This window comes from Mesorhizobium sp. B263B2A (assembly GCF_020165775.1).
GTDB lineage: Bacteria > Pseudomonadota > Alphaproteobacteria > Rhizobiales > Rhizobiaceae > Mesorhizobium > Mesorhizobium opportunistum.
Map to the genome: position 1 here is coordinate 24,191 of NZ_JAIUIU010000037.1, position 24,335 is coordinate 48,525.

The following is a 24,335-nucleotide window of genomic DNA, read 5'->3' on the forward strand; positions in this document are numbered from 1 at the left end:
GGAAGCCGATCCCCTTCCGAACGACGCGCACCAGAAACGACAGCGCAGCGACAGGGCTGGAAGCCGTCCGGCCCTCACCTGCCCTATCCCAATCCCATCCGCGTCAAGCAACTGGAGCCAGACGCCCATGACAAAAATCCCCGTCCATCTCGATATCAACGGCCATCGGCACGAGTTGCAGCTCGAACCGCGCGTGACGCTGCTCGACGCCTTGCGCGACCGCCTTGGCCTGACCGGCACCAAGAAAGGCTGCGACCACGGCCAGTGCGGCGCCTGCACCGTGCACATCGACGGCGAGCGCGTGCTGGCCTGCCTCACATTGGCAGCCCAGGCCGAGGGCCGCACCGTCACCACCATAGAGGGGCTTGCACGGGAGGGCGAACTGCATCCCGTGCAAGCTGCCTTCCTCGAACAGGATGCCTTCCAGTGCGGTTATTGCACGCCAGGCCAGATCATGTCGGCGGTGGCCTGCATCCGCGAAGGCCATGCCGGCTCGGATGAAGAGATCCGCGAATACATGGCCGGCAATCTCTGCCGCTGCGGCGCCTACCCGCACATTGTCGCCGCCGTGCGCCAGGCAGCCCTGGAGGCCGCGTCATGAGGGACTTTTCCTATCTCCGCGCCGCTTCGGCTGACGCCGCACGCCAGGCGGCCGCCCTGCCCGGCGCCATGCTGCTGGCCGGCGGCACCACGGTGATCGACCTCGCCAAATGCGGCGTTGCCGAGCCGGACATGCTGGTCGACATCACCCATCTCAAGGGACTGGACCGGATCGAAGTCGACGAGCGCGGCGCCACCATCGGGGCGCTGGCCCGCATGGGCCATGCCGCCGACCATGCCGGGATCAAAAGCCGCTTCCCGGCCATCTCCGAAGCGCTATGGCAGGCAGCCTCGGCGCAGATCCGCAACATGGCGACCATTGGCGGCAATCTGATGCAGCGCACGCGCTGCCCCTATTTCCGCGATCCCGCCAATTTTCGGGCCTGCAACAAGCGGCAACCCGGCAGCGGCTGTTCGGCGATCGGCGGCGTCACCAGGGGACACGCCGTGCTCGGCACCAGCGACGCCTGCATCGCCATGTACCCCGGCGATCTTGCCGTCGCGTTGATCGCGTTCGACGCGACGGTCCATCTCGGCGATCGACGCATCCCCGTCGACGACTTTTTCCTGCTGCCTGGCAGCACGCCGGATAGGGAACATCCGATCGAACCGGGCGAGATGATCACCGCCATCGAGATCCCCGGTTTCGCCGCCGCCCGCCGCTCGACCTACCTGAAGATCCGCGACCGGCAATCCTATGAATTCGCCGCCGCGAGCGCCGCTGTCGGCATCGAGTTCGAGGCGGATGGCCGTACCATCCGTGACCTGCGCGTCGCGCTCGGCGGTGTCGCCACCAAACCATGGCGGGCGCGGGCCGTCGAAGACGTATTGAAAGGCAAGGCGCTGGAGCCGGACGCCGTCCGCGCCGCCAGCCGGCTCGCCGTTGACGGCGCCGTCGACCATGGCGCCAACCACTACAAGATCGAGCTCGCGCCGCGTGTCGTCGCGCGCGCTATTCTCAAGTTGGGAGAGACGGCATGACCGTTCACGACATCAGACATGGTGACGCCTCGGACGGAACGCTGGCGCAAGCCGTTGGCGGCCGGCTGTCGCGTGTCGACGGCCCGGCCAAGATCACCGGTGCGGCCAAATACGCCGTCGAGCAGCAGCTCGAAGGCCTCGCATATGCCGCGCTGGTCGAAAGCACGATTGCTTCCGGCAAGGTGCGTTCGATCGAGACAGCGGAGGCCGAGGCAGCGCCGGGCGTGCTCAAGGTGCTGACGCCGGACACCATTATCAGCCTCAGGACCGCGTCCGACTGGTTCGGCACGCCGCCGCCCGACAAGCCCTATTGCCCGCTGGCGCGCGACATCACCTTTTCGGGCCAGCATGTCGCCGCCGTGGTGGCTGAAACCTTCGAGCAGGCGGTTGCGGCAGCGGCCCTGGTCAAGGTCAGCTATGACGAGACGCCTTCCATTGTCGACCTCAGCGACGGCAAGGCCGGGGACGGCATTCCGATCGATGCCATGACCAAGGAATGGGGCGATGCGCCTGCCGCCTTCGCCTCGGCGCCGGTGCGGATCTGCGCCGCCTACAACACGCCGCGCGAATATCAGGCGCCGATGGAACCGCACGGCCTGATCGCGCGCTGGGAGGGCGATCATCTCACCGTGTGGGAGCCGAGCCAGTGGCTGGACGGCATGGCCCGCACCTATGCCGAATGGTTCGGCGTGCCGTTCCAGAATGTGCGGCTGGTCTCGCCCTATGTTGGCGGCGGCTTCGGTTCGAAGGCGCTGGCGCTCGGCCACGGCGCGATTGCCGCGAGTGCCGCCAAGATGCTCGGCCGGCCGGTGCGGCTGGTGATGACCCGGCCGCAGACCTTCACCGGCTATGGCGGCCGCGCCGCGACGCGACAGACGGTGACGATAGGCGCCGGCCATGACGGCGTCATCCAGTCCATCGTGCATCGCGGCGTCAACGAAACATCGATCGACGGCATGTGGGTCGAGCCGCTGGGTTCGGTCACCTCGATCATGTACGCGACGCCGAATTTCTCTTCGAAGCAGAATGTCGTGCGGGTCAACAGCGTGGTGCCGGGCGCCATGCGCGCGCCAGGCGAGAACCCCGGCGCCTTCGGCATAGAAAGCGCCATCGATGAACTCGCCTACGAGGTCGGCATCGACCCGATGGAGATCCGGCTGCGCAACTACGCCGAACAGGATCCACACGTCAAAAAAGCCTGGTCGACAAGGCAGTTGCGCGAGGCTTTTGCCGCAGGCGCGGAGCGCTTCGGCTGGGCAAGGCGCACGCCGCAGCCGCGCTCGATGCGCGACGGCAACCAGTTGATCGGCTGGGGCGTCGCCGCCGGCACATATCCGGTGCGGCGCGCTTATGGCGAGGCGATCGTGCGCATCCTGGCCAACGGTTCGGTCGAGGTCGAAAGCTCCTCGATCGACATGGGTCAGGGCACCTACACCATCCTGGCGCAGACCGCTGCCGAGACGGTTGGCGTGCCGGCCGACGACGTGGTGGTGAAGCTCGGCGATTCCCGCTTCCCCCGCGCCGGCGTCACCGGCGGCTCGCGGCTGGCCGGCGTGATGACCGGTGCGGTCCATAAGGCCGCCACCTCGGCGCTCGACCAGTTGGTGGGCTTGGCGATCAGCGATCCGCGATCGCCCTTCCATGCGCTGCAGGCCAACACGCTGGTGGTGAGCAACGGCCGCATCGGTTCGCCGCGCGGTGATGGCCCCGATGTCTCGATCGCCGAATTGCTCAAGAGCGTTGGCCGCGACCATATCGAGGCGACCGGCGACACCATGCCGGCCAATTCGAGCGCCGAGGATCGCTACAAGAACTACACCACCATCGCCATGGCGCTGCCGCACACCGAAGGCGACTATTCCCGCTACTCCTGGTGCGCGCATTTCGTCGAAGTGCGCGTTGACGAGGATTTCGGCACGGTGCGCGTCTCGCGTGTGGTGTCGGCGCTGGATTCGGGCCGGCTCTACAATCCGAAACTGGCCGAAAGCCAGTGGAAGGGCGGCATCATCATGGGGATCGGCCAGGCGCTGCTGGAGGAAGGCATCGTCGACCGCCGCCACGGCCGCATCGTCAACGACAACCTCGCCGATTACCTCGTGCCGACTAACGCCGACATTCCCGATATCGAGGTGATCTCGGTCGGCATCCCCGATCTGCATTCCTCGGCCCTTGGCGGCAAGGGCGTCGGCGAAGTGGCCATCGTCGGCGTCGCGCCGGCTATAGCAAATGCGGTGTTCCATGCGACGGGGAAACGGATCAGGGATTTGCCGATCACGCTGGAGAAGCTGATTTAGGTAGAGGGCATGGTGCGAGGCGCCCCCTCTGCCCTGCCGGGCATCTCCCCCTCAAGGGGGAGATTGGCAGTTTCGGCTTTCCAGCGTTGATCATTGGTGAGGACGATGAAGTGAATAATCTCCCCCCTTGAGGGTCCCTTGAGGGGGAGATGGCCGGCAGGCCAGAGGGGGGCGGCCAGGCGCAAGCCTCATCCTCCCCTCACCACTCCAACCCAAACACCAATTTCCCGAAATGCAGGCCGCCGGCGGCCATGTGGGTGTAGGCTTCGGCTGCTTCGTCAGGTGAAAACACCTTGTCGACGACCGGCTCGATCCCGGCTGCACCGATCGCGCGGGCCGCGTCACGGAGGTCGGACACCGATCCGGTGTTGTTGCCGACCACCTTCAGCGCCTTGATGATGATCGGCAGCAGATTGACCGTGACCTCGGCGCCCGTGAGAAAACCGATGGTGAACAGCGTGCCGCCGGGCGCGGTGGCGTTGACCGCACGGGCAAAGGTGGCGGCGCCGCCGGTCTCGACGACGAGGTCCGCGCCGAGGCCGCCGGTCAGCTCCAGCACCTTGTCGTCCCAGTCTGACGTCGCTCGGTAGTTGATCAAATGATCGGCGCCGAGTGCCTTCGCCCGCTCCAGTTTCTCATCCGACGAGGAGGTGATGATGACGGTGGCGCCGAAGGCTTTCGCCAGTTGCAACGTGAAGATCGAGACGCCGCCGGTACCAAGCAGCACGACGACCGAGCCCGGCCCGACATTGGCGGCGCGGATCGCGTTCCAGGCGGTGGTGCCGGCGATCGGCAGTGTCGATGCCGCCTCGAAGGAGAGGTGCGCCGGAACCGGCACCAGCGCATTGGCCGGCAGCGCGACATATTCGGACAGCGACCCCGGCAGCGAGATGCCTCGCATCTGCCTCATCTCGTAAGGCCGCGGCGGACCGCCGATCCAGTGCGGCTTGGCATGCGCGATCACGCGATCGCCCGTGCTGAATGTCGTGACGCCCTCGCCCAGCGCGACGATCTCGCCGGCGCCGTCGGCGACCGGGATGAGCGGAAAGGTCGGTCCGGGATAATTGCCGCTCGCCACCGCGACATCGACGAAGTTGAGGCTCGCCGCGCGCTGGCGGATCAGCACCTCGCCGCGCTGCGGTTCGGGGGTGGCGACGGTCGTGGCGTGGAAGGCGTCCAGCCTGGCCTGGCTGAGTTCGATGGCTTTCATGGTTTCACTCCTGTGTGACGATGGATGGGTTGAGTGAACCTAGCTGCTGCGCTATCCATAGATAATCCTCGTCATCTACATTTGAGTATTGCGGATCATGCAGCAATCACACGAGCCGGCAGCCCTTGCCGAAATGGCGGCCTTCGCGGCCATCGCCGAGGCGCGCTCCTTCACCAGGGCGGCGGCGCGCGTCGGGCGCGACGCGACCATCCTGTCGCGGCGCCTGCAATCGCTGGAGGAGCGGCTGGGGGTAAGGCTGCTCCATCGCACGACGCGCAGCGTGTCGCTGACCGAAGCGGGCGCCGAATTCCTGGTGCGCGTGCGCGCCATCCTCGCGTCGGTCGACGAGGCCGAGGCAGCGGCTTCCGCCCATGCCGGCGGCGGCCCGCGCGGCCTGCTCAGGCTGGCGCTGCCCGGCACCTTCGGGCGCATGTGGATCGGCCCGCTGCTGCCGCAATTCCTGGCCGATTTTCCCGATGTCCGCATCGAGGCCGAATTCTCCAACCGCTTCGCCGATCTGGTCGCCGAGAATTTCGACGTCGCCGTGCGGCTCGGCGCGCTGGAGGATTCACGTCTGGTGGCACGCAAAGTGGCGACGCGGCGCCGGCTGCTGTGCGCCGCTCCCACCTATCTCGCCCGAAGCGGCACGCCGGAGACACCGCAGGCGTTGCTAGAACATTCCTGCCTGGGCTTCTCCGGCTTCCAGACCTTTCCGGCCTGGGAGATGACCAACCGCGAAGGCCGGCGCGTGCGCGTCGAGGTTTCCGGGCCGCTGGTCAGCGACGATGCCGAGGTGCTGGTCGAGGCCGCCGTGCAAGGCGTCGGCCTGATGATGAGCACTGATTGGCTGGTCGGCCGCGAGCTCGCTGACGGACGGCTGGTGCCCGTCCTTGAGGACTGGACGCTGGCCGACGAAGGCGCGGTCTATGTCGTCATGCCCTCGGCCAAGGGACAAGCCGCCAAGACCCGCGCCTTCGCCGACTGGATCGCCAAGCGCTTTTCGCCGGAGCCGCCGTGGCGGGGATGAAGGGTGCCGCAACGCCCTTACTTCCCCTGCCCCTTCAAAAACTGCCCGAGCAGATCGACCGGCAGCGGGAACACCACCGTGGACGAACGCTCCCCGGCAATGTCGTGCAGCGCCTCGAAATAGCGCAGTTGCATGGCTTGCGGCTCGGCCGCCAGCATCCGCCCCGCTTCGACCAGCTTCGCCGCCGCCTGCTGCTCACCCTCGGCGTTGATCACCTTGGCACGCCGCAGCCGCTCGGCTTCGGCCTGCTTGGCGATGGCGCGGATCATGTTCTCGTTGAGGTCGACATGCTTGATCTCGACATTGGACACCTTGATGCCCCAGGCATCCGTGCGCTGGTCGAGGATCTCCTGGATGTCGCTGTTGAGCTTGTCGCGCTCGGCCAGCATTTCGTCGAGCTCGTGCTTGCCGAGCACCGAGCGCAGCGTGGTCTGCGCCAGCTGGTTCGTGGCCGCCATGAAGTCCTCGACCTGGATGACCGCCCGCTCGGCGTCGACGATGCGGAAATAGAGCACCGCGTTGACCTTCACCGAGACGTTGTCGCGCGAAATCACGTCCTGTGGCGGCACGTCCTGCACCACCACCCGCAGATCGACCTTCACCATCTGCTGGACGAAGGGAACGAGGATGATGAGACCGGGCCCCTTGACCCCGGTGAAGCGGCCGAGCGTGAAGACCACGCCGCGCTGATATTCCCTGAGGATGCGGATGGCCGCGGACAGGAACATGATCACCACCAGCGCGACGACCAGATAGGCCACATAACCAATCATCATTGTCTTGCTCCATTGCCTCCCGCATCGCGCCGCCGAACCGTCAGCACCAGGTCGCTGATGTCGGTGACCTCGACGCTGTCGCCCGCCTCGATCGGCTCATCGGCCTTCGCCCGCCAGCGCTCGCCCAAGGCAAGCACATGGCCCTCGCCGCCCTGCCAGTCGAGGATCTCGGCCGGCACGCCGCGCATGGCCTCGCCACCGACGCGCGGCGGGTTCCGGCGCACCGCCCAGACGTAGGTGCCGGTCAGCAGCGCCAGCCCAAGCGTCAGTGCGGCGGCGGGACCGATGACGGCCCATGACATGGCAAAGCCTGGCCCTTCGACCCTCATCAGCATGGCGGCACCGAACACGAAGGCGGCCACGCCGCTGAGCCCAAGCACGACGGTGGGATTGAACGCCTCGATGACCAGAAAAGTGATGCCCAGCAGCATCAGGGCAAGGCCGGTATAGTTGATCGGCAAGAGATCGAGCGCATAAAGCCCGAGCACGAGGCAGATGGTGCCGACGACGCCGGGCGCCACCGCGCCTGGGCTGGTGAACTCGAAGACGATGCCGTAGACGCCGACCAGCATCAGGATGACGGCGGTGTTGGGGTCGGTGATGACGGCGAGCAGCCGGATGAACCAGCCGGGCTCCAGCGTCTCTACCGGCAGCCCGCTGGTTGCCAGAAGCACTTTCCTGCCGGCCACATCGACCGTGCGGCCATCGGCCTGCTGCAACAGCTCGGTGGTGTCACGGGCGACGAGGTCGATCACATGCTCCTGCAGCGCCGCATTGGCCGACAGGCTCGCCGCCTCGCGCACCGCCTTCTCGCCCCAATCGCCATTGCGCCCGCGCAATTCGGCGAGCGAGCGGATCAGGGCGACGGCGTCATTGGTCACCTTGGCCATCATCGCATCGCCGGCCGGCCGGCCGTTGGCATCCTTCTGGTCCTTAGCCGGGCCGTTGTCCTTCTCGCCGCCGGGAAGCGACGGCAGCCCGCCCATCTCGACCGGTGTTGCAGCTCCGAGATTGGTGCCGGGCGCCATCGCCGCGACATGGGTGGCGTAGAGTATATAGGTGCCGGCGCTCGCCGCGTGGCCGCCGGCCGGCGCGACATAGCCGATGACCGGCACCGGCGAGGCCAGGATGTCGGCGATCATCTCGCGCATCGAAGTAACCAGCCCGCCGGGCGTGTCGAGCTTCAGGATGAGTGCCGCGGCGTCCCGCCGGGCGGCGACGTCAAGCGCTTCCTCGAGCTGCCTGGTGCTTGCCGGCCCGATGGCGCCGTCGATGGCGACGCTCAACGCAACCCTCTCGCCCCCGGCCGAAGGGAAGGGAGAAACGACAGCCGCGACGACAAGGGTCACGGCAAGAAGGGCCACCCGCGCGAAGGACACGCTCAACGCTCCATGAACTCAATATGGGTTCCATTTCAGCGAAGTCCATGAGGGGAATGGTGGCAATGATTGGCGAAGCGGCTGAGCGCAATTTCCCCGCTCTAGGGGAGATTGGCGGCTTCGGCGGTCAGAATTTATAGGCCACGCCGATCCGCAGATCATGCGTCGTCAGGTCGACCGCATCCGGGTTTAGAGGAGCACCATTAACCAAGGAGTGGCGCACAGAAGTGTGGCGGCCGAAATCGGCGAACCGGTATTCGCCGCGAACCAGCCAATTGTCGGTAACCGCGTATTCGGCGCCGGCGCCAAGTGTATAGCCTGCGACTGTGCCCTTGACGTCGGCACAAGGTGTGCTGCCGGGAAGGTTCACGGTGGTGTGCTTGTAGCTTGCCACCGCCAGGCCACCGGTGACAAAGGGAAGCCACCGATCCACCGCATAGCCGGCTCTCAGGCGTAGCGAGCCGACCGTATCCAGTTTGAGTTCACCGCCAAAGGCCGGGTCATCGACACCAAGCGCTCGATAATGCGTCGTGTCCTTCACGCCAGCAAAGCTGTAGTCAGCCTCGATGCCAAGAACAAGCCCGCTATCGAACTGATGATTGACGCCGGCATACAGGCCGCCGAACCCACCCGACGGATTGTATCCCCAGCCGTAATCGTCGAAGCTGCCCGGGGCAAAGGTCTGGCCGACCCTTGCATTTGCCCATGCATATCCGGCCTGTGCGCCGATATAGGCCCCGGACCAGTTGTAGGTGGTGTCACCCGGCAGAACCACGTTGGTGTCCGCTGCCGACGCCATACCGACAGGCGTGATGACCGCCATGGCAAGAAGAATGGTTTTCATCGTTTGTATGTTGCCCCGAAATATTGCGTTGCCCGCGCCGAAAAAGCCGGCGCGGGGTATTGTTCGGCCTTGTGGATCAGAACTTGTAGCTGAGGCCGACCCGGACATCGTGCGTCTGGAGATCGACGCTCGTCACCGTCGGAAGACCGGCTGCCAACGAGAGGTCCTGGCTGCCGAAATCGGAGTAGCGGTATTCGGCCCGCGCGATCCATCTGTCGGTGAAGGCATGCTCGATTCCGGCGCCAACCGTCCAGCCGACATGGCTCTCGTCGTGGAACGGTATTTCACCGCCGGGGCCGGCGCTGATCGCGGTCACTTCATATTTGGCCGCGGCCACGCCGGCGGTAATGTAGGGCAAGGTCCGGTCGAACGCGTAGCCCGCCCGCAGCCGCGCCGATCCCTGCCATTTGAGTTCGCTCTTGAGCAATGTGGTGACGCCACCGCCGCCGGTGTCGACAGGTGTCAGTCCATCGGCATTGCTGTAGGCGATATCAGCCTCGGCGCCGATCACGAAGTTGTTCGCCATCTGGTAGTTGGTGCCGATATGGATGCCGCCGACAAAACCGTCCGGATCAAGCGGCACGTTGAGGTCGGATCCGCCGCCGAAGCCGCCGCCGGCGATGAAGAGATTGGATTTTCCGGCCGCGTAACCGGCATCGACGCCGGCATAGAGGCCGGACCAGTCGTAGCCGGCAACAGGCGAAACCTCATTGATGTCGGCCGCGCAGGCCATGCCGACAGGCCCGAGAATGAAGACTGTCGCGAGAAGAAGGGTTTTCATTTGTTTGTCTGCCGCCCCAAGGGTTATGGTCCCGCGCGAAATGCGTCGCGGAGATCCAGCTGTTGTCGCGTCCCCGGTGTTGCATTGTCCGCCGGTCCCGTCTTGGGCTGGGCCGCACCTGAATTGTCCTGGAGAGCACTGCAATGCTTTCTCGGTCGGTGTGGCCATTCGGCCTCAGTCGATCGGTGGCCTGTGTTCGGCGGCGAGCGGCTTTAGCCTATTGAGGCCTGAACCGCCAGCGGCGTACCTATGTCCGAGACGAGTTTGACGAGATCGGCTTGGCGTCTCGTACCGGTTTTGGCGAAGATACGATTGAGATGCGTTTTCAGCGTGTTTTCGCCGATGCCGAGAGACGATGCGCTCTTCGAGGCGGACAATCCGCTGCCGATGCGCAACAGGACCCGCGCCTCCGCCGGCGTAAGGTCGAACAAGGTGGTGAGAACGGCCTCGGGGAGCGGGGAAGAGGACGTCGTCGTCGACACGAAGACGGCGGCACATGCGGGCTGGAAAGCGGCGCGAGCCGTTCCTTCGCTCAACGGCAGCACATAGGCCACGGCGGGCGGCTGGCCCGGGGCCGAAATGGGCAGGCCAATGCCGCGGGAGCCAAGCAGAAAATCCGCGCTCGCCGCGCTGGCGATCGCTTCCAGCAGGGCGCGGGCCACCGCCGGATTTTGAACCTGGAGCACGCCGTTCCTCGAAAGAATGGGGCCTTGCGCGGAAAACATCCGTTCGGCGGCGCCATTGGCGTGGAGGATCGCTCCACTGGCTCCGGTCAGGACAACAGGCACCGCCAGATGGTCGAGTGCCTGGCGGTAGAGATTGGCGGTGACGCGGCTCTGATCGAGCAGATCTCCGATCAGCGACGCACGGCGCAGATGCGGCGAGAGCAACGCCAGGAAACGCTGATCCTCGGCTGATATGGCCTCCCTGCTGGCCCGCGTGGTGCAACCCATCAGCCCGATCCGGTCCGGCGTATGGACGAATTTGGTGATGCAGCCTTCGCGCAGTCCCTGCGGTTTGGCCCAATTCTGAAAAAACGGAGTCTGCTGGAGCTCGGCTTCGCTCATCTGCGACAGCGTCGCGACAGGACTGTCGACGTCGCCGACGACCGCAGCCTTCAGCCCGGGAATCGTGTCAAAATCATAGTCCTCCTGGAGCACGCGCATCTGTTCGGGATCCCAGGGCGATTGGGCCGCGAAGCGGCCTTGATTGCCGGCGGTGCTGGCAAGCGCGATGGTGGTATAGGCCGCATCGACAGCCCCGGTGATCCGGATCATCACCCCGGCCCAACCGTCGGGGTCCAGGACGCAATCATAGATATCGCCAATGATCGAACAGAGAACTTCACTGCTCAGTCTCTCCACACGCCCCCCATTTTGCTCCGATCTCGCCTCGAAGGAATTTGTAGCGTCATACTTTCAGGTGACGCCACGCGCGGTTGATCTCGATTAAGGATTTGAATTCGATCAGTTGATACTGGCGGCTATTGTCGCTGGTTATTCTTGGAATGGGAAGCATCGCGCTCAATATATTAGAGTTAGCGAATACATATCGGGTTGCACCATTGTCACAAAAGACGGTCTTTTCATCGGCTCAGTTGCCATCGCATCTCAGCGAACGAGATCGGTTTTCCCTCTGGCAGGACATCCATGTCGCGGAGATATGGTCGGTCGAATATGGCACATCGGAAAACCTGCCCTTCCAAGCCTCGATCGAAGCCACGACCGTGGGAGAACTGGTTCTTGGCCAGATGTCCGGAACAATCAAGCATGCGACGAGGAAGGCGAGCAACATTGCCGATGACGACAATGACGGATACCTGCTGCTGATCAACAAGGCCGACACCCTGTTGTCCGGGACCCAGGCCGGCCGCGAATACGGCGTCGGTCGGGGCGAAGCGGTCCTGGTCACGGCAGCGGAAGCGCTGAAAATGGGCGGTGCCGACTGGAACGTCTGGACGAACGTGGTCGTTCCGCGCGCCATCCTCACACAGGCCTTCCCGCAGATCGACGACAGGCTGGCATTAAAGATAGGCGCCGAAAACGAAGCGCTCGATCTCCTCAAGCGTTATTGCCAGCTGCTTGAAGCCGGCCGCCCCCTCGCCTCGCCAGATCTCATAGCACACGCGACGGAAACGATCGTCGATTTGATCGGCCTGGTGACCGGCGCGAAAGGCCAGCGCGCCGAACTGGCCGGCCTCCGGGGCCTGCGCGCCGCCCGCCTGCAGGCGATCATGGCCAAGATCGCCGACAATTTCGCCGACCCCGGCATCTCCGCCCAAGGCGTCGCACAAGAACTTGGCCTGTCGGCGCGCTACGTCCACGATCTCCTTCAGGAGACCGGCACCAGCTTCACCGAGCGCGTCCTCGAATTGCGCTTGCAGCGGGCCCACAAGATGCTCTCGCAAAGACACAATGACGACATGCGGGTCAGCGACATCGCCATGATAAGCGGGTTCAGCGATGTGTCCTATTTCAATCGCTGTTTTCGCCGCCGGTTTGGCCATACGCCGACGAGCGCCAGATAGGGGATGGGCTCCTGCTGTAGTCCGCAGGCCCACCTGCGCGATCGCACCGAACTGCCACAGTGGGCACAAAATGGACTGCTGTTCACCCCAGTCCAATTCCAGTGCGGCCCAGCCCAAGACAATCTCTATCCGCGATGCGATGTCAGCCTCAGGGCGAAACGACCGTAATGTGAGGGGACTGAATGCCGCAGAATGGTTTGGGGTGCCGCAAGGCGAAGGCGTTAAAATGTCTGGCGCTGGCATCGACGGCGCTGATCGGTGTTGGCCAGCCGATCGCCGCCACGGCTGCCGAGATCTGGACCGGCGCTGCTTCGACGGACTGGTTTACCGCGGGAAACTGGAACCCTGGGTCGGTGCCGACAGCGGCAGACGACGTTTCTCTCGATCCGACATTCCCCCACCCGGCCGTGATCAATGCGCCAAATGCGGCCGCACACTACCTGTTTGTCGGCACCATTGCGAGCTACTCGGGCTCGCTGACCATCACGAGCGGCGGCACGCTCGCCGACACCGCCGGCTTTCTCGGCTACGCTTCTGACGCGAACGGCAGCGTGAGCGTCGTTGGCGCGGATGCGGTCTGGAGCAACAGTTCGGACCTCTTCCTTGCCTTGGGCACCAACAGCACCGGCACCTTGACGATCTCAAAAGGCGGCGCTGTGAGCGACACCGTGGGTCATGTCGGCTTCGGTTATGGCACCGGCACCGTGACCGTCGATGGGGCCGGCTCGACCTGGACCAACAGTGGAGACCTGTATGTCGCCGAATTCGGTGTCGGCACGCTTGATATCACCAAGGGCGGCGTGGTCAGCAATGCCGTGGGCACCATCGGTTGGCATCCGGGCTCCAGCGGTACGGTGACGGTCGATGGTACGGACTCCACCTGGACAAACAGTTCCAACCTGTTCGTCGGCGACCAGGGCAAGGGTGCGCTGATGGTCACGAACGGCGGCGCGGTCAGCAACCTGAGCGGCATCGTGGGCAACCTGGCGGGCTCGACCGGCACGGTGACCGTCGATGGTGCCGGCTCGACCTGGGCCAACGGAGCCCTCGCGGTCGGCAACGCGGGCTTTGGCGTGCTGACGGTCACGAATGGCGGCGCGATCACCAGTTCGGTGGGTTATGCGGGCTATGCCGCAGGCTCCAGCGGCATGGTGACGGTCGATGGCTCGACCTGGACAAACAGTTCCAATCTGTTCATCGGCGATCAGGGCAAGGGTGCGCTGACGGTCACGAACGGCGGCGCGGTAAGCAACGCCCTGGGCTATGTTGGCGACTTCGCGGGCTCGACCGGCACGGTGTTCGTCGATGGGGCCGGCTCGACCTGGAGCAATGCCTCCGATCTTTATGTTGGCAATCTCGGCGCGGGCACTCTGGCAATCACCCACGGCGGCGCGGTAAGCAACGCCTCGGGGACTGTTGGCGCGAAGGCGGGCTCGACCGGCATGGTGTTCGTCGACGGAAAGAAGTCGACCTGGACAAACAGCGGCACGCTGATTGTCGGCGGTCTCGGCGCCGGCACGCTGTCAATCTCGGGCGGCGGCACGGTCGACAGCGGTTCGAGCTATATTGGCTACAGTGCTGCCTCGAACGGCGCCGCGATTGTCGACGGCATGGGCTCTAAATGGACCAGCAGCGGGAATCTTTTCGTTGTCGGCCAGAGCGGGACTGGCACGTTGACCATTTCGAACGGGGGCGCTGTCGACGGCGTCTTGAGCTATGTCGGCAACTACTCCGTCGGCACCGCTTTGGTCACCGGGGCGGGTTCTACATGGAACAGCAGTTCGGCTCTCTATGTCGGCGTCAGCGGCGGCGGTGTCGGCACGCTGACGATCCAGGGCGGCACGGTGAAAAACACTGTCGGCCACCTGGGGAACTCGGTCGGCTCCACCGGTACGGTGATCGTCGACGGCGGGGGCTCGAGCTGGATCAACAGCTCGGCCCTGTCCGTCGGCACCGCGGGTACCGGCACGCTGGCCATCTCAAATGGGGGAAGCGTCAAGAGCGCTGCCGCAACGGTTGGCGGCGTCGCTACAGGAACGGGTCTGGTGACCGTGGCTGGTGCGAATTCGATTTGGGCCAACAGCGGCGACCTCTATCTCGGCAACCTCGGAACCGGCACACTGAATGTCTTGAATGGCGGCACGGTCACCAATGCCTGGGGCTATGTCGGCTACAATCCAGGCTCGACCGGCACGGCGACGGTCAACGGAGCTGGCGCGACCTGGACCAGCAGCGCCGGCCTTACGGTTGGCCTCGACGGTGCGGGCACATTGACGATTTCGAACGGCGGCATCGTTTCAGCCGCGGGTATCGTCACCATTGCCAGCCATGTCGGCTCCGTCGGCACGCTCAACATCGGTGGCGCGACCGGTGCGGCTGCGCTGGCGCCGGGCTTGCTCAATGCCGCGAGCGTGCAATTCGGATCGGGCGACGGCACAATCAACTTCAATCATACCGACACGAACTACGCCTTCGCCCTGGCGATCGGCGGCGCCGGCAGGATCAACCAGATCGCCGGCACGACGAACCTGACGGCGGATTCGAGCGGCTTCACCGGCGCCACCTACGTGGTCGGCGGACGGCTGGCCGTGAACGGTTCGCTGGCCAGCTCGCTGGTGACGGTCTCCGGCGGCATATTGAGCGGCAACGGCACAGTCGGCGGCATCCTGGCACAGTCGGGCGGCATCATCGCGCCGGGCAATTCGATCGGCACGCTCCATGTCGCGGGCAATGTCGACCAGGCGGCGGGCTCGATCTACCAGGTCGAGCTGACCTCGACCGGCCAGTCCGATCTCATCATGGCGACGGGAACGGCGACGATCGCCGACGGCGCTGTCCTCGACGTGGTCAAGACGGACGCAGCGCCTTATGTGTTGGGCACGCACTACACCGTGCTGCAAGCCGATACGGGCGTCACCGGCACCTATACGCTGACCGGAGCCGGCCCCTTCGTCGGCCTTGTCGCCAATTACGACCCGAAGCATGTCTATCTCGATGTGGTGCAGGCAAAGACCTTCGCCGCCGTCGGCCTGACGCCCAACCAGATCGCCACCGGCGGCGGCGCGGAAAGTCTTGGCAGCGGCAATACGCTGTTCGATGCCATCTTTGCATTGCCGAGCGAAGCCGCCGCCCAGGACGCTTTCGACCAGCTTTCCGGCGAGATCCACGCTTCGGCCAAGGGCATGCTGGTCGAGGACAGCCGCTTCGTGCGCGACGCCGCGACTTCCCGAATCCGTGCGGCCTTCGGCGATGCCGGCACGGCTGCCCTCCCCGTCATGGCCTATGGCGAAGGCGGGCCTGAAATGGTCGCCGCCGACACCGATCGTTTCGCCGTCTGGGGCCAGGCCTTCGGCTCCTGGGGCAAGACCGACAGCGACGGCAATGCCGCCGCCTTCGATCGATCGACCGGCGGCCTGCTGGCCGGCGCCGACACGCTGGCCGGCGGCTGGCGCGTCGGCGTTCTCGGCGGCTACAGCCATTCCTCATTCGATGCCGACGCGCGCCAATCCTCCGGCAAGAGCGACAGCTACCATCTCGGTCTCTATGGCGGCACCAACTGGGGTGCCATCGCTTTCCGCACCGGCGCCGCCTACTCTTGGAGCAGCCTTTCGACGCATCGCTCCGTCACCTTCAACGGTTTTGCCGATGGGCTGTCGGCCGACTACGATGCCAGCACCGCGCAAATCTTCGGCGAACTCGCCTACAAAGCCGAGACCGGCGGCAGCTTCAAGTTCGAGCCGTTCGCCAACTTTGCCTATGTCAGCGTCCACACCGACGGTTTCACCGAGACGGGCGGCCCAGCCGCACTCACCAGCCAGGGCCGCACCGCCGACGCCACCTTCACCACGCTCGGCTTGCGCGGTTCCACCGACTTCATGCTTGGCGGCATCGGCGCCACCGCGCGCGGCATGCTTGGCTGGCGCCATGCCTTCGGCGATGTCACGCCGACCTCCAATTTCGCCTTCGCCGGCGGCGACGCCTTCACCATCGCTGGCGTGCCGATCGCCAAGGACAGCGCGCTAGTCGAGGCAGGGGTCGATCTGCCGCTTGCCTCCAACGCCACGCTCGGCCTGTCCTACACCGGCCGGTTCGGCGGCGGAGCGGTCGACAATGGCGCCAAGGCAAACCTCAGCGTAAAATTCTGACGAGAAAAACAGCGAACGTATTTCGGCCGGATCGAGGCAATGCTCGCTGACGGCGGGGGCGAACGCTGAACCACTTTTCGCGCGTTCGCCTGCCCGATACCCCTACTCCGGCGACGGCACCGGCGGCTTCGAGGTCAGCGCCGTGCCGGCGGCCGCGACGATGACGGCGGCGATACCGGCCAGTTGCGGTGCGGTCAGGCTCTCGTGCAGGAACAGGAAACCGGCCAGCGCGCCCAGCCCCGGCTCCAGGCAGGTCAGCGTGCCGTAGATGCGGGCCGGCATCCGGGTCAGCGCCACCATCTCCAGCCAGAACGGCAGCGCGCTGGAGAACAGGCCGACGAGCAATGCGCTGACCAGGATCGATGGCGAAAGCAGTCCCATGCCGGCCTGGGCCACGCCGAAGGGCAACACCAGAACGGCGGCGATCGCCATGCCGTAGGCGGTTGTGCGCGAGCCGAGTTCCGCGCCGGCCTTCTGGGCAAGCACGATGTAGAGCGCCCAGAAGCCGCCGGCCGCCAGTGCCAGCACCACCCCCACCGGATCAAGCGGCTGCAGCGAACGGATGAACGGCGACAACAGCACGATGCCGGCGACCGCAAGCGCGATCCAGGCAAAATCGCTGGCGCGCCGCGAGGTCAGCGTCGCCACCAGCAGCGGGCCGGAGAATTCCAGCGCCACGGCGACGCCGAGCGGAATCCTGGCAAGTGCCGCGTAGAACAAGAGGTTGAGTGCTGCGAGCGTCACCCCATAGGCGATGAGCCACGGCAAGGTGGCGCGCGAAGGCCGCATCTGCCAGGGCCGCAGCACCGCGATCAGCATCAACGCGCCGACGACGAGCCTGAGCGTCGTCGTGCCCTGTGCGCCGATCACCGGGAACAAGGTCTTGGCGAAGGTGGCACCGATCTGGATCGACACCATGGCGCCCATCAGCGCCGCGACAGGCAAAGGCGCCGCTTCGCGACTGGCAACCGGCGTCGATGTCAATTGACTTCATCCTCCCATGCCGCCCGGCGAAAACCTTCCCGGAGCATGGCAATAGGGTGAACCGGCCCGCCTGTCGTGAGGCAGCGCGGAGGCGTTGATAAGGGCACAGCCAGCCTGGCGGGCCGCCCGTTTTCATCAGCGCGCCCGTCTTGATGCCAAGTTCAGACGACAATCACGGTTCAGCATGGTCCTCCTTTGGTCACTGCGCCGCCGCCTTCGACGCCAGCCGTGGCCCGGTCTTGACGTCGACGATTTCGGGCCTGCCGCTGTCGACCGTGCCGTCCCAACCGCCGCCGAGCGCCTTGTTGAGGGCGATGTAATTGGTCGCCAGGAGGACGCGGCTTTGCAGCAGCGAGTCTTCGGCGGAATAGAGCGAGCGCTGCGCGTCGAGCACATCGAGAAGGCTGGTCTCGCCGGCCTTGTACAGCGTGCCTTCGAGGCTCGCCGCCTCGCCGTAGGATTTCGCCGACGAGGCAAGCTTGCCGATCCGGATGCGCTCCTGCGCCATCAGCACCAGCGCATTCTCCACATCTTCCAGCGCGGTCAGCACAGAAGCCCGGTAGGCGATGAAATACTGGTCGCGCTGCGCCCGGGCGACGTCGGCCGCCGCCTGCAACTGGCCGGCGTTGAACAGCGGCACGCTCAGCGTCGGCCCGAAGGACCAGCCGATCGACCAATTCTTGCCGAGATCGCCGAGATTGAGGGCCGCCGTGCTGATGTTTCCCGTCAGGCTGACCGACGGATAACGCGCCGCTTCTGCTTGGCCGACCTTGGCGGTGTATTGCGCATATTGCCGTTCGGCCATGCGCACGTCCGGGCGCGAGAGCAGGATGTCGGCCGGAATCCCGGTCGGCATCGGCAGGCGCGGCGACGGGATCGGCCTGCTGCGCTTCAGCCGCTCGCTGAGTGCCGCCGGCGGGCGGCCGGTGAGTACAGACAGGCGGTGCACAGCCTCGGCATAGCTTGCTTCCAGCGTCGGCCCCGCGGCCTCGGTGCTGGCCGCCTGCCCCATCGCCTTGGCGACGTCAGCGGCCGTTGCCGACCCTGCCAGCGCCATGGTGCGGGTGAGTTCGGCGGTCTGCCGCTGCGACACGGCCGAGCGCCGGGCGAGCGCGATCCGGGCCTGGTAACCGCGCGCCTGGGTGTAAGTGGATGCCACATCGCCGACCAGTGTCAGAAGGGTCGAGCGCAATTCCTGCTCGGACGCATCGACACCATAGCGTGCGGCCTCGACGCCCCTGCGGTTGGCGCCGAACAGGTCAAGTTCCCAGCTCGCGTCGAAGCCGGCCTGATACTCGGTGTAGGTGGCATTGCTGCCGGTCGTCGTATCGGCCGACTTGTTGCGGGTGACCGATCCGGATCCGTCCACGGATGGCAGCAATGTGGCGGCGGTCTGGCGATAGCTGGCGCGCGCCTCGCGGATCTTGGCCTTGGCGGTGGCGACGTCGAGATTGCCGGCGACCGCTTCCTCGACAAGCGTGTCGAGCTGCGGATCGCGCAGCCGCTGCCACCATCGCGACAGTTGCGCCGGCTGGACGGATTTCGTCGGCCTCTCACCGCTCCAGTTCGCCGGCATCGCCAGGATGGGCGTCCGATAGTCCGGGCCGACGACGCATCCTGCGAGCAAAACTGCCGTTATCATGGGCACGAAGAGCCGCCCCGCGGCCACCGGGCCACGTTCCAAACCTCTCATGTAAAGTTTCCTATTGCTGGTTGGCCGTCACCGGCGCCTCGCCCGTACCTTGTCCGGTATCTGGCCCAGTACTTGGCCCAGTACTTGGTTTGGCCGCCCTGCCCTTGAAGATGCGCCGCACCGTGACGAACAGCAGCGGCACCAGGAAGACGCCGATCACCGTCGCCGCGATCATGCCGCCCATGACGCCGATACCGACCGAGTTCTGCGCCCCCGAGCCGGCGCCGCGGGCGATGGCGAGCGGGGTGACGCCGAGGATGAAAGCCAGCGACGTCATCAGGATCGGCCGCAACCGTTGTCGCGCCGCCTCCAGCGTCGCCTCGACCAGCCCCATGCCGGCTGTCTGTCGCTCGATGGCGAACTCGACGATCAGGATGGCGTTCTTGGCGGCAAGGCCGATCGTGGTCAGCAGGCCGACCTTGAAATAGACGTCGTTGGTCTGGCCGAACAGCGTGGCCGCCAACAGCGCGCCGAAGATGCCGATCGGCACCGAGAGCATGACCGCGAACGGGATCGACCAGCTTTCATAGAGGGCGGCCAGGCACAGGAACACGACCAGCGCCGAGATCGCGTAGAGCGACAGCGCCTGGTTGCCGGAAAGCCGCTCCTGGTGCGACAGCCCGGTCCATTCGTGGGAATATCCGGCGGGCAGTTGCGCCATCAGCCTGTCGATCTCGTCCATCGCCGCGCCGGAGCTGATGCCCGTGGCCGCCGCACCCTGGATCTCGACCGCCGCCGAGCCATTGTAGCGCTCGAGCCGGGGCGAGCCGAATGTCCAGTGGCTGGAGGCGAAGGCCGAGAACGGCACCATGGCGCCGCTGGCATTGCGGACCTGCCATTTGTCGAGGTCTTCCGGCTGCATGCGGAAGTTCGCATCCGACTGCATATAGACCGGCTTCACCCGCCCACGATCGATGAAATCGTTGACGTAGTCGCTGCCCCAGGCGCTCGACAGCGTGTTGTTGATGTCGGCGAGGCTGACGCCCAGCGCACTTGCCTTTTCCTGGTCGATGTCGACCGAGAATTGCGGCTGGTCCTCCTGGCCATTGGGCCGAGTGTTGGCGAGCAGCTTGCTTTGCCCGGCCAAGGCCAGGAGCTGGTTGCGCGTCTGGATCAACGCGTCATGGCCGGCGCCGTTGACGTCCTGCAGGTAGAAGTCGAAGCCGTTGGTGTTGCCAAAACCCTGGATGGCGGGAGGGGCAAGCGCGAAGACCTGCGCGTCCCTGATCTTGGAGAAGGCGCCCATGGCGCGGCCGGCGATCGCCTGCGCCGCCGAGGCTGCCGTTTTGCGCTGGCTGAAATCCTTCAGCCGCACGAAACCGATGCCGACATTCTGCCCGGCGCCGCCGAAGCCGAAGCCGGAGGCGGTGAAGACGCCTTCGACGGCATCCTTTTCGTCACTGAGATAATGGTCGGTCACTTGCTTCAGCACACGCTCGGTGCGGTCCTGCGTGGCGCCGACCGGCAGTTGCACGCTGGTGATCAGGATGCCCTGGTCCTCTTCCGGCAGGAACGAGCTCGGCAGCCGGGCGAACATCCAGCCCATGGCGACGACGATGGCGAGGAAAACGGCAAGAAAGCGCCAAGACCGGTTGATGATGCCGTGCGAGCCGTCGCGATAGGCCGTCGTGCCGCGGTCGAAGGTGCGGTTGAACCAGCCGAACGGGCCGGTCTGCGTCGCATGGTCCTTGGGCGGCCGCAGGATCGTGGCGCAAAGTGCCGGCGTCAGCACCAGTGCCACCAGCACCGAGAGCACCATGGCCGAGACGATGGTCACCGAGAACTGACGGTAGATGATGCCGGTCGAGCCGCCGAAGAAGGCCATCGGCACGAACACGGCCGACAGCACGGTGGCGATGCCGATCAGCGCGCCGGTGATCTCGTGCATCGATTTTCGCGTCGCCTCTTTGGGCGGCAGTCCTTCCTCCGCCATGACGCGCTCGACATTCTCGACGACGACGATGGCGTCGTCGACCAGGAGGCCGATGGCCAGCACCATCGCGAACATGGTCAACGTGTTGACCGAATAGCCGAACAGGGAAAGCACGCCGAACGTGCCGAGCAGCACCACCGGCACGGCGATGGTCGGGATGATGGTGGCGCGCAAATTCTGCAGGAAGATGAACATCACCAGGAACACCAGCACGATCGCCTCGGCCAGCGTCTTGACCACCTCCTCGATCGACAGCCGCACGAAGGGCGACGTGTCGTAGGGGTAGACGACCTCGACGCCTTGCGGGAAGGTCGAGCTCAGCCGGTTGATCGTCGTGCGCACCGCTTCCGCCGTGCTGATGGCGTTGGCGCCCGTCGCCAGGTTGACGGCGACACCCGCCGCCGGCTTGCCGTTGTAATTGGCCTGCGTCGTGTAGCTTTCGGCGCCGAGTTCGACGGTGGCGACGTCATTGAGGCGCACCAGCGAGCCGTCGGTCTGGCTCTTTAGGATAATGTTGCGAAACTGTTCGGCGGTCTGCAGCCGGCTCTTGGCCGTCACCGTGGCGTTGAGCTGCTGGCCCTTGCGCGCTGGCAGGCCGCCGAGCTGGCCGGCCGACACCTGCGTGTTCTGCGCCTCGATGGCGGTCGCCACGTCGTTCGGCATCAGCGCGTATTTGGCGAGCTTGTCGGGGTCGAGCCAGATGCGCATGGCATAGCCGGAGCCGAAAAGCTGCGTCGAGCCGACGCCTTCGACGCGCTTCAGCGTGTCGTTGACGGTGGCGTCGACATAGTCGGCGAGATCGGTCGAGTTCATCTTGCCGTCGCTGGAGACGAAGCCGATGACCATCAGGAAGCCGGTCGAGGATTTGGAGACGGTGATGCCGTTGCTCTGCACCACTTGCGGCAGCTGCGACTGCACCAGCTGCAGCTTGTTCTGCGTCTGCACCTGTGCGGTGTCGGGATCGGCGGAGCTGGTGAAGGTCAGCGTGATCGAGGCCGAGCCGGTCGAGGTCGAGGTCGCCGTCATGTAGTCGAGATTGTCGATGCCGGTCATGCCTTGCTCGATGACCTTGGTCACCGAATTCTCCACCGTCTGCGCATCGGCGCCCGGATAGGTGGCGCTGATGTTGACCGTGGTCGGCGCGATCTGCGGATATTGCGAGATCGGCAGCGTGGTGAGCGCCAGAAGGCCGCCCAGCATGATCACGATGGCGATCACCCATGCGAAGATCGGCCGGTTGATGAAGAATAGTGACATCGCTCAGTTCCCGGTCGACTGGTTACTGGCGGTCTTGGATGCGGCGGGCACGGCCGATGTTTGCCCGCGGTCCTTGATCTCGCCGGTCGCCTCGTCGATCGTCACCTCGACGCCCGTGGCATCGCCGCCGGGGCGTACCAGTTGCATGCCCTCGACGATGACACGGTCGCCGTCGCCGACGCCGGAATCCACCAGCCAGTTGTTGCCGACGCTGTTGCGCACCGCGAGCACACGTGTCTCGACCTTGCCCGCCGCGTTGATGACCATTGCGGTCGCCTCGCCCTTGGTGTTGCGGCTGACGCCGCGCTGCGGCACCAGGAAACTGTTCTGGGCAACGCCCTCCTCGACCAGCGCGCGCACATACATGCCCGGCAGAAGCAGGCGGTCCGGGTTGGGGAACTCGGCGCGCAGCGCGAAGGTGCCGGTGGTCTGGTCGACATTGGCACCGGCGAATTCCAGCTTGCCGGTCTGCTGATAGATGGTGCCGTTCTCGAGCTTCAGCTTGACGCTGACATTGGGGCCGCTGAACTTCAGCCGCCCTTCCGAGATCGCCTGGCGCAAATTGAGCAGATTGGTGCTCGACTGCGTGACGTCGACATTGATCGGATCGAGCGAACGGATCGTGGTCAGCACCGTTTCCTGGTTGGCGGTGACCAAGGCGCCCGGCGTCAGCGTCGACTTGTCGATGCGGCCGGCGATCGGCGCCGTGATCGAGGTGCGGTCGAGGCTGATGCGCGCGGTCTCCGCACTGGCCTTCGCCGACGCCACATCGGCCTGGGCCTGCGCCAGCGTGGCGGCGGCATCGTCATAATCCTGTTTGGAAACAACGTTCTGCTTCAAAAGGCCGGCATAGCGGTCGAACTTGGCCTGCGCGGTCGGCACTGCCGCTTCCGCCTTCTGCTGCGACGCCACCGCGCTGTCATAAGCTGCCTTGTAGCTGGCCGGGTCGATGAGGTAGAGCGGTTGCCCCACCACCACTTCGGCGCCTTCCTTGAACAGACGCTGCTGGATGATGCCGTCAACTTGCGGGCGCACCTCGGCGATCAGCGAAGCGGCCGTGCGCCCCGGCAATTCGGCGGTGATGGCAACCGACTGCGGATGCAGCGTGACGACGCCGACTTCCGGTTTGCCGACGCCGCCAATGCCGGCAGGGGTCTTGCTCTGCTCCTGCGAACAGGCCGCCAGGACAAGGGTGACGGCGAGCGCCGCCGTCCACGGCGCGAGCCGGCGGGTCTTGGCCGACAAAGCGGACTGGCTAGGCTTGAGATGCATGGCCTCGATCTTTCGCTGGAGTTGCTGTCGCTTGAAGCCCGGGTAGCGGGAGTGGCGGAGAGTGCCTGCCGGCATGGGCAAGGTTGGTCGCCCGGTCATGGCGGTCGAGACGATGGGCCACGCCGGGCCTGCGGGCGCATCGAGCGTGCTTCGAAGCGGCCCATGTCGCGCTCCTTCTCCGCGGCCGCAGCGCCCGATGATCGGGGGGCCGGCCGAGATGCCCATCGCCTCATTATGCCCATCGATGAGGGTATGCCAACCCTCGCCCATGTCTTACGCGATCTTGCGGTCATGATGTCCGTGGCTATTGGGCTGCTGCGAAAGCGGAAGCGACAGTCGCCAGGCTGCGAAGCTCAGGCGGATCGCGCCCTTCAGCGTATCGACCGGCAGGGCTGGCGGCATGGCATGGTCGGCGCGCTGGCCGAGCGAGAATCGCGGGCTCATCGATGCCATCAGCCGCAGCATCATCATGGCTTCCCACATTGCCGTGCTTCCATTTTTTGCTTTGAAACGGTGGGATGGTGCGGCCGCCATCCCTTGAAAAAACCGGCCGGCCCGAGAACGGGTTGGGTACCGGGCCGGCCGGCGCAGCCGGTCAGGGTTCAGCCATTCCCGGGCTGGGGTGGCGGAAG

Annotated in this window: 17 protein-coding genes; 6 read left to right on the forward strand and 11 right to left on the reverse strand. The window is 65.4% G+C overall.

Annotation, left to right across the window (positions count from 1 at the left end; translation table 11 throughout):
• The first annotated feature begins 127 nt into the window (after positions 1-127).
• Genes LB568_RS31190 through LB568_RS31200 form a run of 3 tightly spaced genes read left to right on the forward strand, consistent with a single transcriptional unit; the run spans position 128 to position 3,875 of the window.
• Positions 128-601, forward strand: coding sequence for a (2Fe-2S)-binding protein (locus tag LB568_RS31190; RefSeq protein ID WP_013894403.1), 474 nt, complete (start codon positions 128-130; stop codon positions 599-601).
• The gene (locus LB568_RS31195; protein ID WP_224732185.1) at positions 598-1,581 is read left to right on the forward strand and encodes an FAD binding domain-containing protein; all 984 of its coding nucleotides are present in this window, start codon (positions 598-600) and stop codon (positions 1,579-1,581) included. The genes LB568_RS31190 and LB568_RS31195 overlap by 4 nt, the downstream gene beginning before the upstream one ends.
• Complete coding sequence (locus tag LB568_RS31200) at positions 1,578-3,875, forward strand: xanthine dehydrogenase family protein molybdopterin-binding subunit (RefSeq protein ID WP_224732186.1); 2,298 nt, start codon at positions 1,578-1,580, stop codon at positions 3,873-3,875. The genes LB568_RS31195 and LB568_RS31200 overlap by 4 nt, the downstream gene beginning before the upstream one ends.
• 199 nt (positions 3,876-4,074) lie before the next feature.
• Here LB568_RS31200 and LB568_RS31205 read toward each other — a convergent pair whose 3' ends face one another.
• The gene (locus LB568_RS31205; protein ID WP_013894400.1) at positions 4,075-5,085 is read right to left on the reverse strand and encodes a zinc-dependent alcohol dehydrogenase family protein; all 1,011 of its coding nucleotides are present in this window, start codon (positions 5,083-5,085) and stop codon (positions 4,075-4,077) included.
• A gap of 97 nt (positions 5,086-5,182) precedes the next feature.
• Between LB568_RS31205 and LB568_RS31210 the strand changes: the two genes are divergently transcribed.
• The gene (locus tag LB568_RS31210; RefSeq protein ID WP_013894399.1) at positions 5,183-6,112 is read left to right on the forward strand and encodes a LysR family transcriptional regulator; all 930 of its coding nucleotides are present in this window, start codon (positions 5,183-5,185) and stop codon (positions 6,110-6,112) included.
• 17 nt (positions 6,113-6,129) lie between these two features.
• Here LB568_RS31210 and LB568_RS31215 read toward each other — a convergent pair whose 3' ends face one another.
• The 5 genes from LB568_RS31215 to LB568_RS31235 all read right to left on the reverse strand — a co-directional run bounded on the left by LB568_RS31215 (position 6,130) and on the right by LB568_RS31235 (position 11,169).
• Positions 6,130-6,888, reverse strand: coding sequence for a slipin family protein (locus tag LB568_RS31215; RefSeq protein WP_013894398.1), 759 nt, complete (start codon positions 6,886-6,888; stop codon positions 6,130-6,132).
• Positions 6,885-8,267: an NfeD family protein gene (locus LB568_RS31220; protein WP_224732187.1), complete on the reverse strand. Its 1,383-nt coding sequence runs from the start codon at positions 8,265-8,267 to the stop codon at positions 6,885-6,887. Before LB568_RS31220 ends, LB568_RS31215 begins: the two co-directional genes overlap by 4 nt.
• A gap of 127 nt (positions 8,268-8,394) precedes the next feature.
• On the reverse strand, positions 8,395-9,111 hold the full coding sequence (locus tag LB568_RS31225; RefSeq protein WP_224732188.1) for an outer membrane protein: 717 nt from the start codon (positions 9,109-9,111) through the stop codon (positions 8,395-8,397).
• A 76-nt stretch (positions 9,112-9,187) separates the two neighbouring features.
• Positions 9,188-9,892, reverse strand: coding sequence for an outer membrane protein (locus LB568_RS31230; protein WP_013894395.1), 705 nt, complete (start codon positions 9,890-9,892; stop codon positions 9,188-9,190).
• Positions 9,893-10,104: 212 nt separating this feature from the next.
• A complete protein-coding gene (locus LB568_RS31235; RefSeq protein ID WP_224732189.1) occupies positions 10,105-11,169 on the reverse strand; it encodes a helix-turn-helix transcriptional regulator in 1,065 nt (354 codons plus the stop codon).
• Positions 11,170-11,399: 230 nt separating this feature from the next.
• Between LB568_RS31235 and LB568_RS31240 the strand changes: the two genes are divergently transcribed.
• Together LB568_RS31240 and LB568_RS31245 are read left to right on the forward strand one after the other, a co-directional pair.
• On the forward strand, positions 11,400-12,419 hold the full coding sequence (locus LB568_RS31240; RefSeq protein WP_013894393.1) for an AraC family transcriptional regulator: 1,020 nt from the start codon (positions 11,400-11,402) through the stop codon (positions 12,417-12,419).
• A gap of 182 nt (positions 12,420-12,601) precedes the next feature.
• Positions 12,602-16,564, forward strand: a complete 3,963-nt coding sequence (locus LB568_RS31245; RefSeq protein WP_224732190.1) for an autotransporter domain-containing protein — start codon at positions 12,602-12,604, stop codon at positions 16,562-16,564.
• Positions 16,565-16,666: 102 nt separating this feature from the next.
• On the opposite strand, the gene LB568_RS31250 is transcribed toward LB568_RS31245, so the two are convergent.
• The 5 genes from LB568_RS31250 to LB568_RS31270 form a co-directional block, all read right to left on the reverse strand.
• Entirely contained in the window at positions 16,667-17,548 is an 882-nt protein-coding gene (locus tag LB568_RS31250) for an EamA family transporter (RefSeq protein ID WP_224732191.1), read from the reverse strand.
• A gap of 199 nt (positions 17,549-17,747) precedes the next feature.
• Positions 17,748-19,241: an efflux transporter outer membrane subunit gene (locus LB568_RS31255; RefSeq protein WP_224732192.1), complete on the reverse strand. Its 1,494-nt coding sequence runs from the start codon at positions 19,239-19,241 to the stop codon at positions 17,748-17,750.
• A gap of 10 nt (positions 19,242-19,251) precedes the next feature.
• On the reverse strand, positions 19,252-22,431 hold the full coding sequence (locus LB568_RS31260) for an efflux RND transporter permease subunit (protein ID WP_224732193.1): 3,180 nt from the start codon (positions 22,429-22,431) through the stop codon (positions 19,252-19,254).
• A gap of 3 nt (positions 22,432-22,434) precedes the next feature.
• Positions 22,435-23,703, reverse strand: coding sequence for an efflux RND transporter periplasmic adaptor subunit (locus LB568_RS31265; RefSeq protein WP_224732194.1), 1,269 nt, complete (start codon positions 23,701-23,703; stop codon positions 22,435-22,437).
• A gap of 273 nt (positions 23,704-23,976) precedes the next feature.
• A partial coding sequence (locus tag LB568_RS31270; RefSeq protein ID WP_224732195.1) for a hypothetical protein occupies positions 23,977-24,335 on the reverse strand: 359 nt, incomplete at its 5' end.

Excerpts from the sequence above, each read along its gene's own strand:
- LB568_RS31190 (WP_013894403.1), top strand. The coding sequence starts at position 128 with ATGACAAAAATCCCCGTCCATCTCGATATCAACGGCCATCGGCACGAG.
- LB568_RS31195 (WP_224732185.1), top strand. The coding sequence starts at position 598 with ATGAGGGACTTTTCCTATCTCCGCGCCGCTTCGGCTGACGCCGCACGC.
- LB568_RS31200 (WP_224732186.1), top strand. The coding sequence starts at position 1,578 with ATGACCGTTCACGACATCAGACATGGTGACGCCTCGGACGGAACGCTG.
- LB568_RS31205 (WP_013894400.1), bottom strand. The coding sequence starts at position 5,085 with ATGAAAGCCATCGAACTCAGCCAGGCCAGGCTGGACGCCTTCCACGCC.
- LB568_RS31210 (WP_013894399.1), top strand. The coding sequence starts at position 5,183 with ATGCAGCAATCACACGAGCCGGCAGCCCTTGCCGAAATGGCGGCCTTC.
- LB568_RS31215 (WP_013894398.1), bottom strand. The coding sequence starts at position 6,888 with ATGATGATTGGTTATGTGGCCTATCTGGTCGTCGCGCTGGTGGTGATC.
- LB568_RS31225 (WP_224732188.1), bottom strand. The coding sequence starts at position 9,111 with ATGAAAACCATTCTTCTTGCCATGGCGGTCATCACGCCTGTCGGTATG.
- LB568_RS31230 (WP_013894395.1), bottom strand. The coding sequence starts at position 9,892 with ATGAAAACCCTTCTTCTCGCGACAGTCTTCATTCTCGGGCCTGTCGGC.
- LB568_RS31235 (WP_224732189.1), bottom strand. The coding sequence starts at position 11,169 with ATGATCCGGATCACCGGGGCTGTCGATGCGGCCTATACCACCATCGCG.
- LB568_RS31240 (WP_013894393.1), top strand. The coding sequence starts at position 11,400 with ATGGGAAGCATCGCGCTCAATATATTAGAGTTAGCGAATACATATCGG.
- LB568_RS31245 (WP_224732190.1), top strand. The coding sequence starts at position 12,602 with ATGCCGCAGAATGGTTTGGGGTGCCGCAAGGCGAAGGCGTTAAAATGT.
- LB568_RS31255 (WP_224732192.1), bottom strand. The coding sequence starts at position 19,241 with ATGAGAGGTTTGGAACGTGGCCCGGTGGCCGCGGGGCGGCTCTTCGTG.
- LB568_RS31260 (WP_224732193.1), bottom strand. The coding sequence starts at position 22,431 with ATGTCACTATTCTTCATCAACCGGCCGATCTTCGCATGGGTGATCGCC.
- LB568_RS31265 (WP_224732194.1), bottom strand. The coding sequence starts at position 23,703 with ATGCATCTCAAGCCTAGCCAGTCCGCTTTGTCGGCCAAGACCCGCCGG.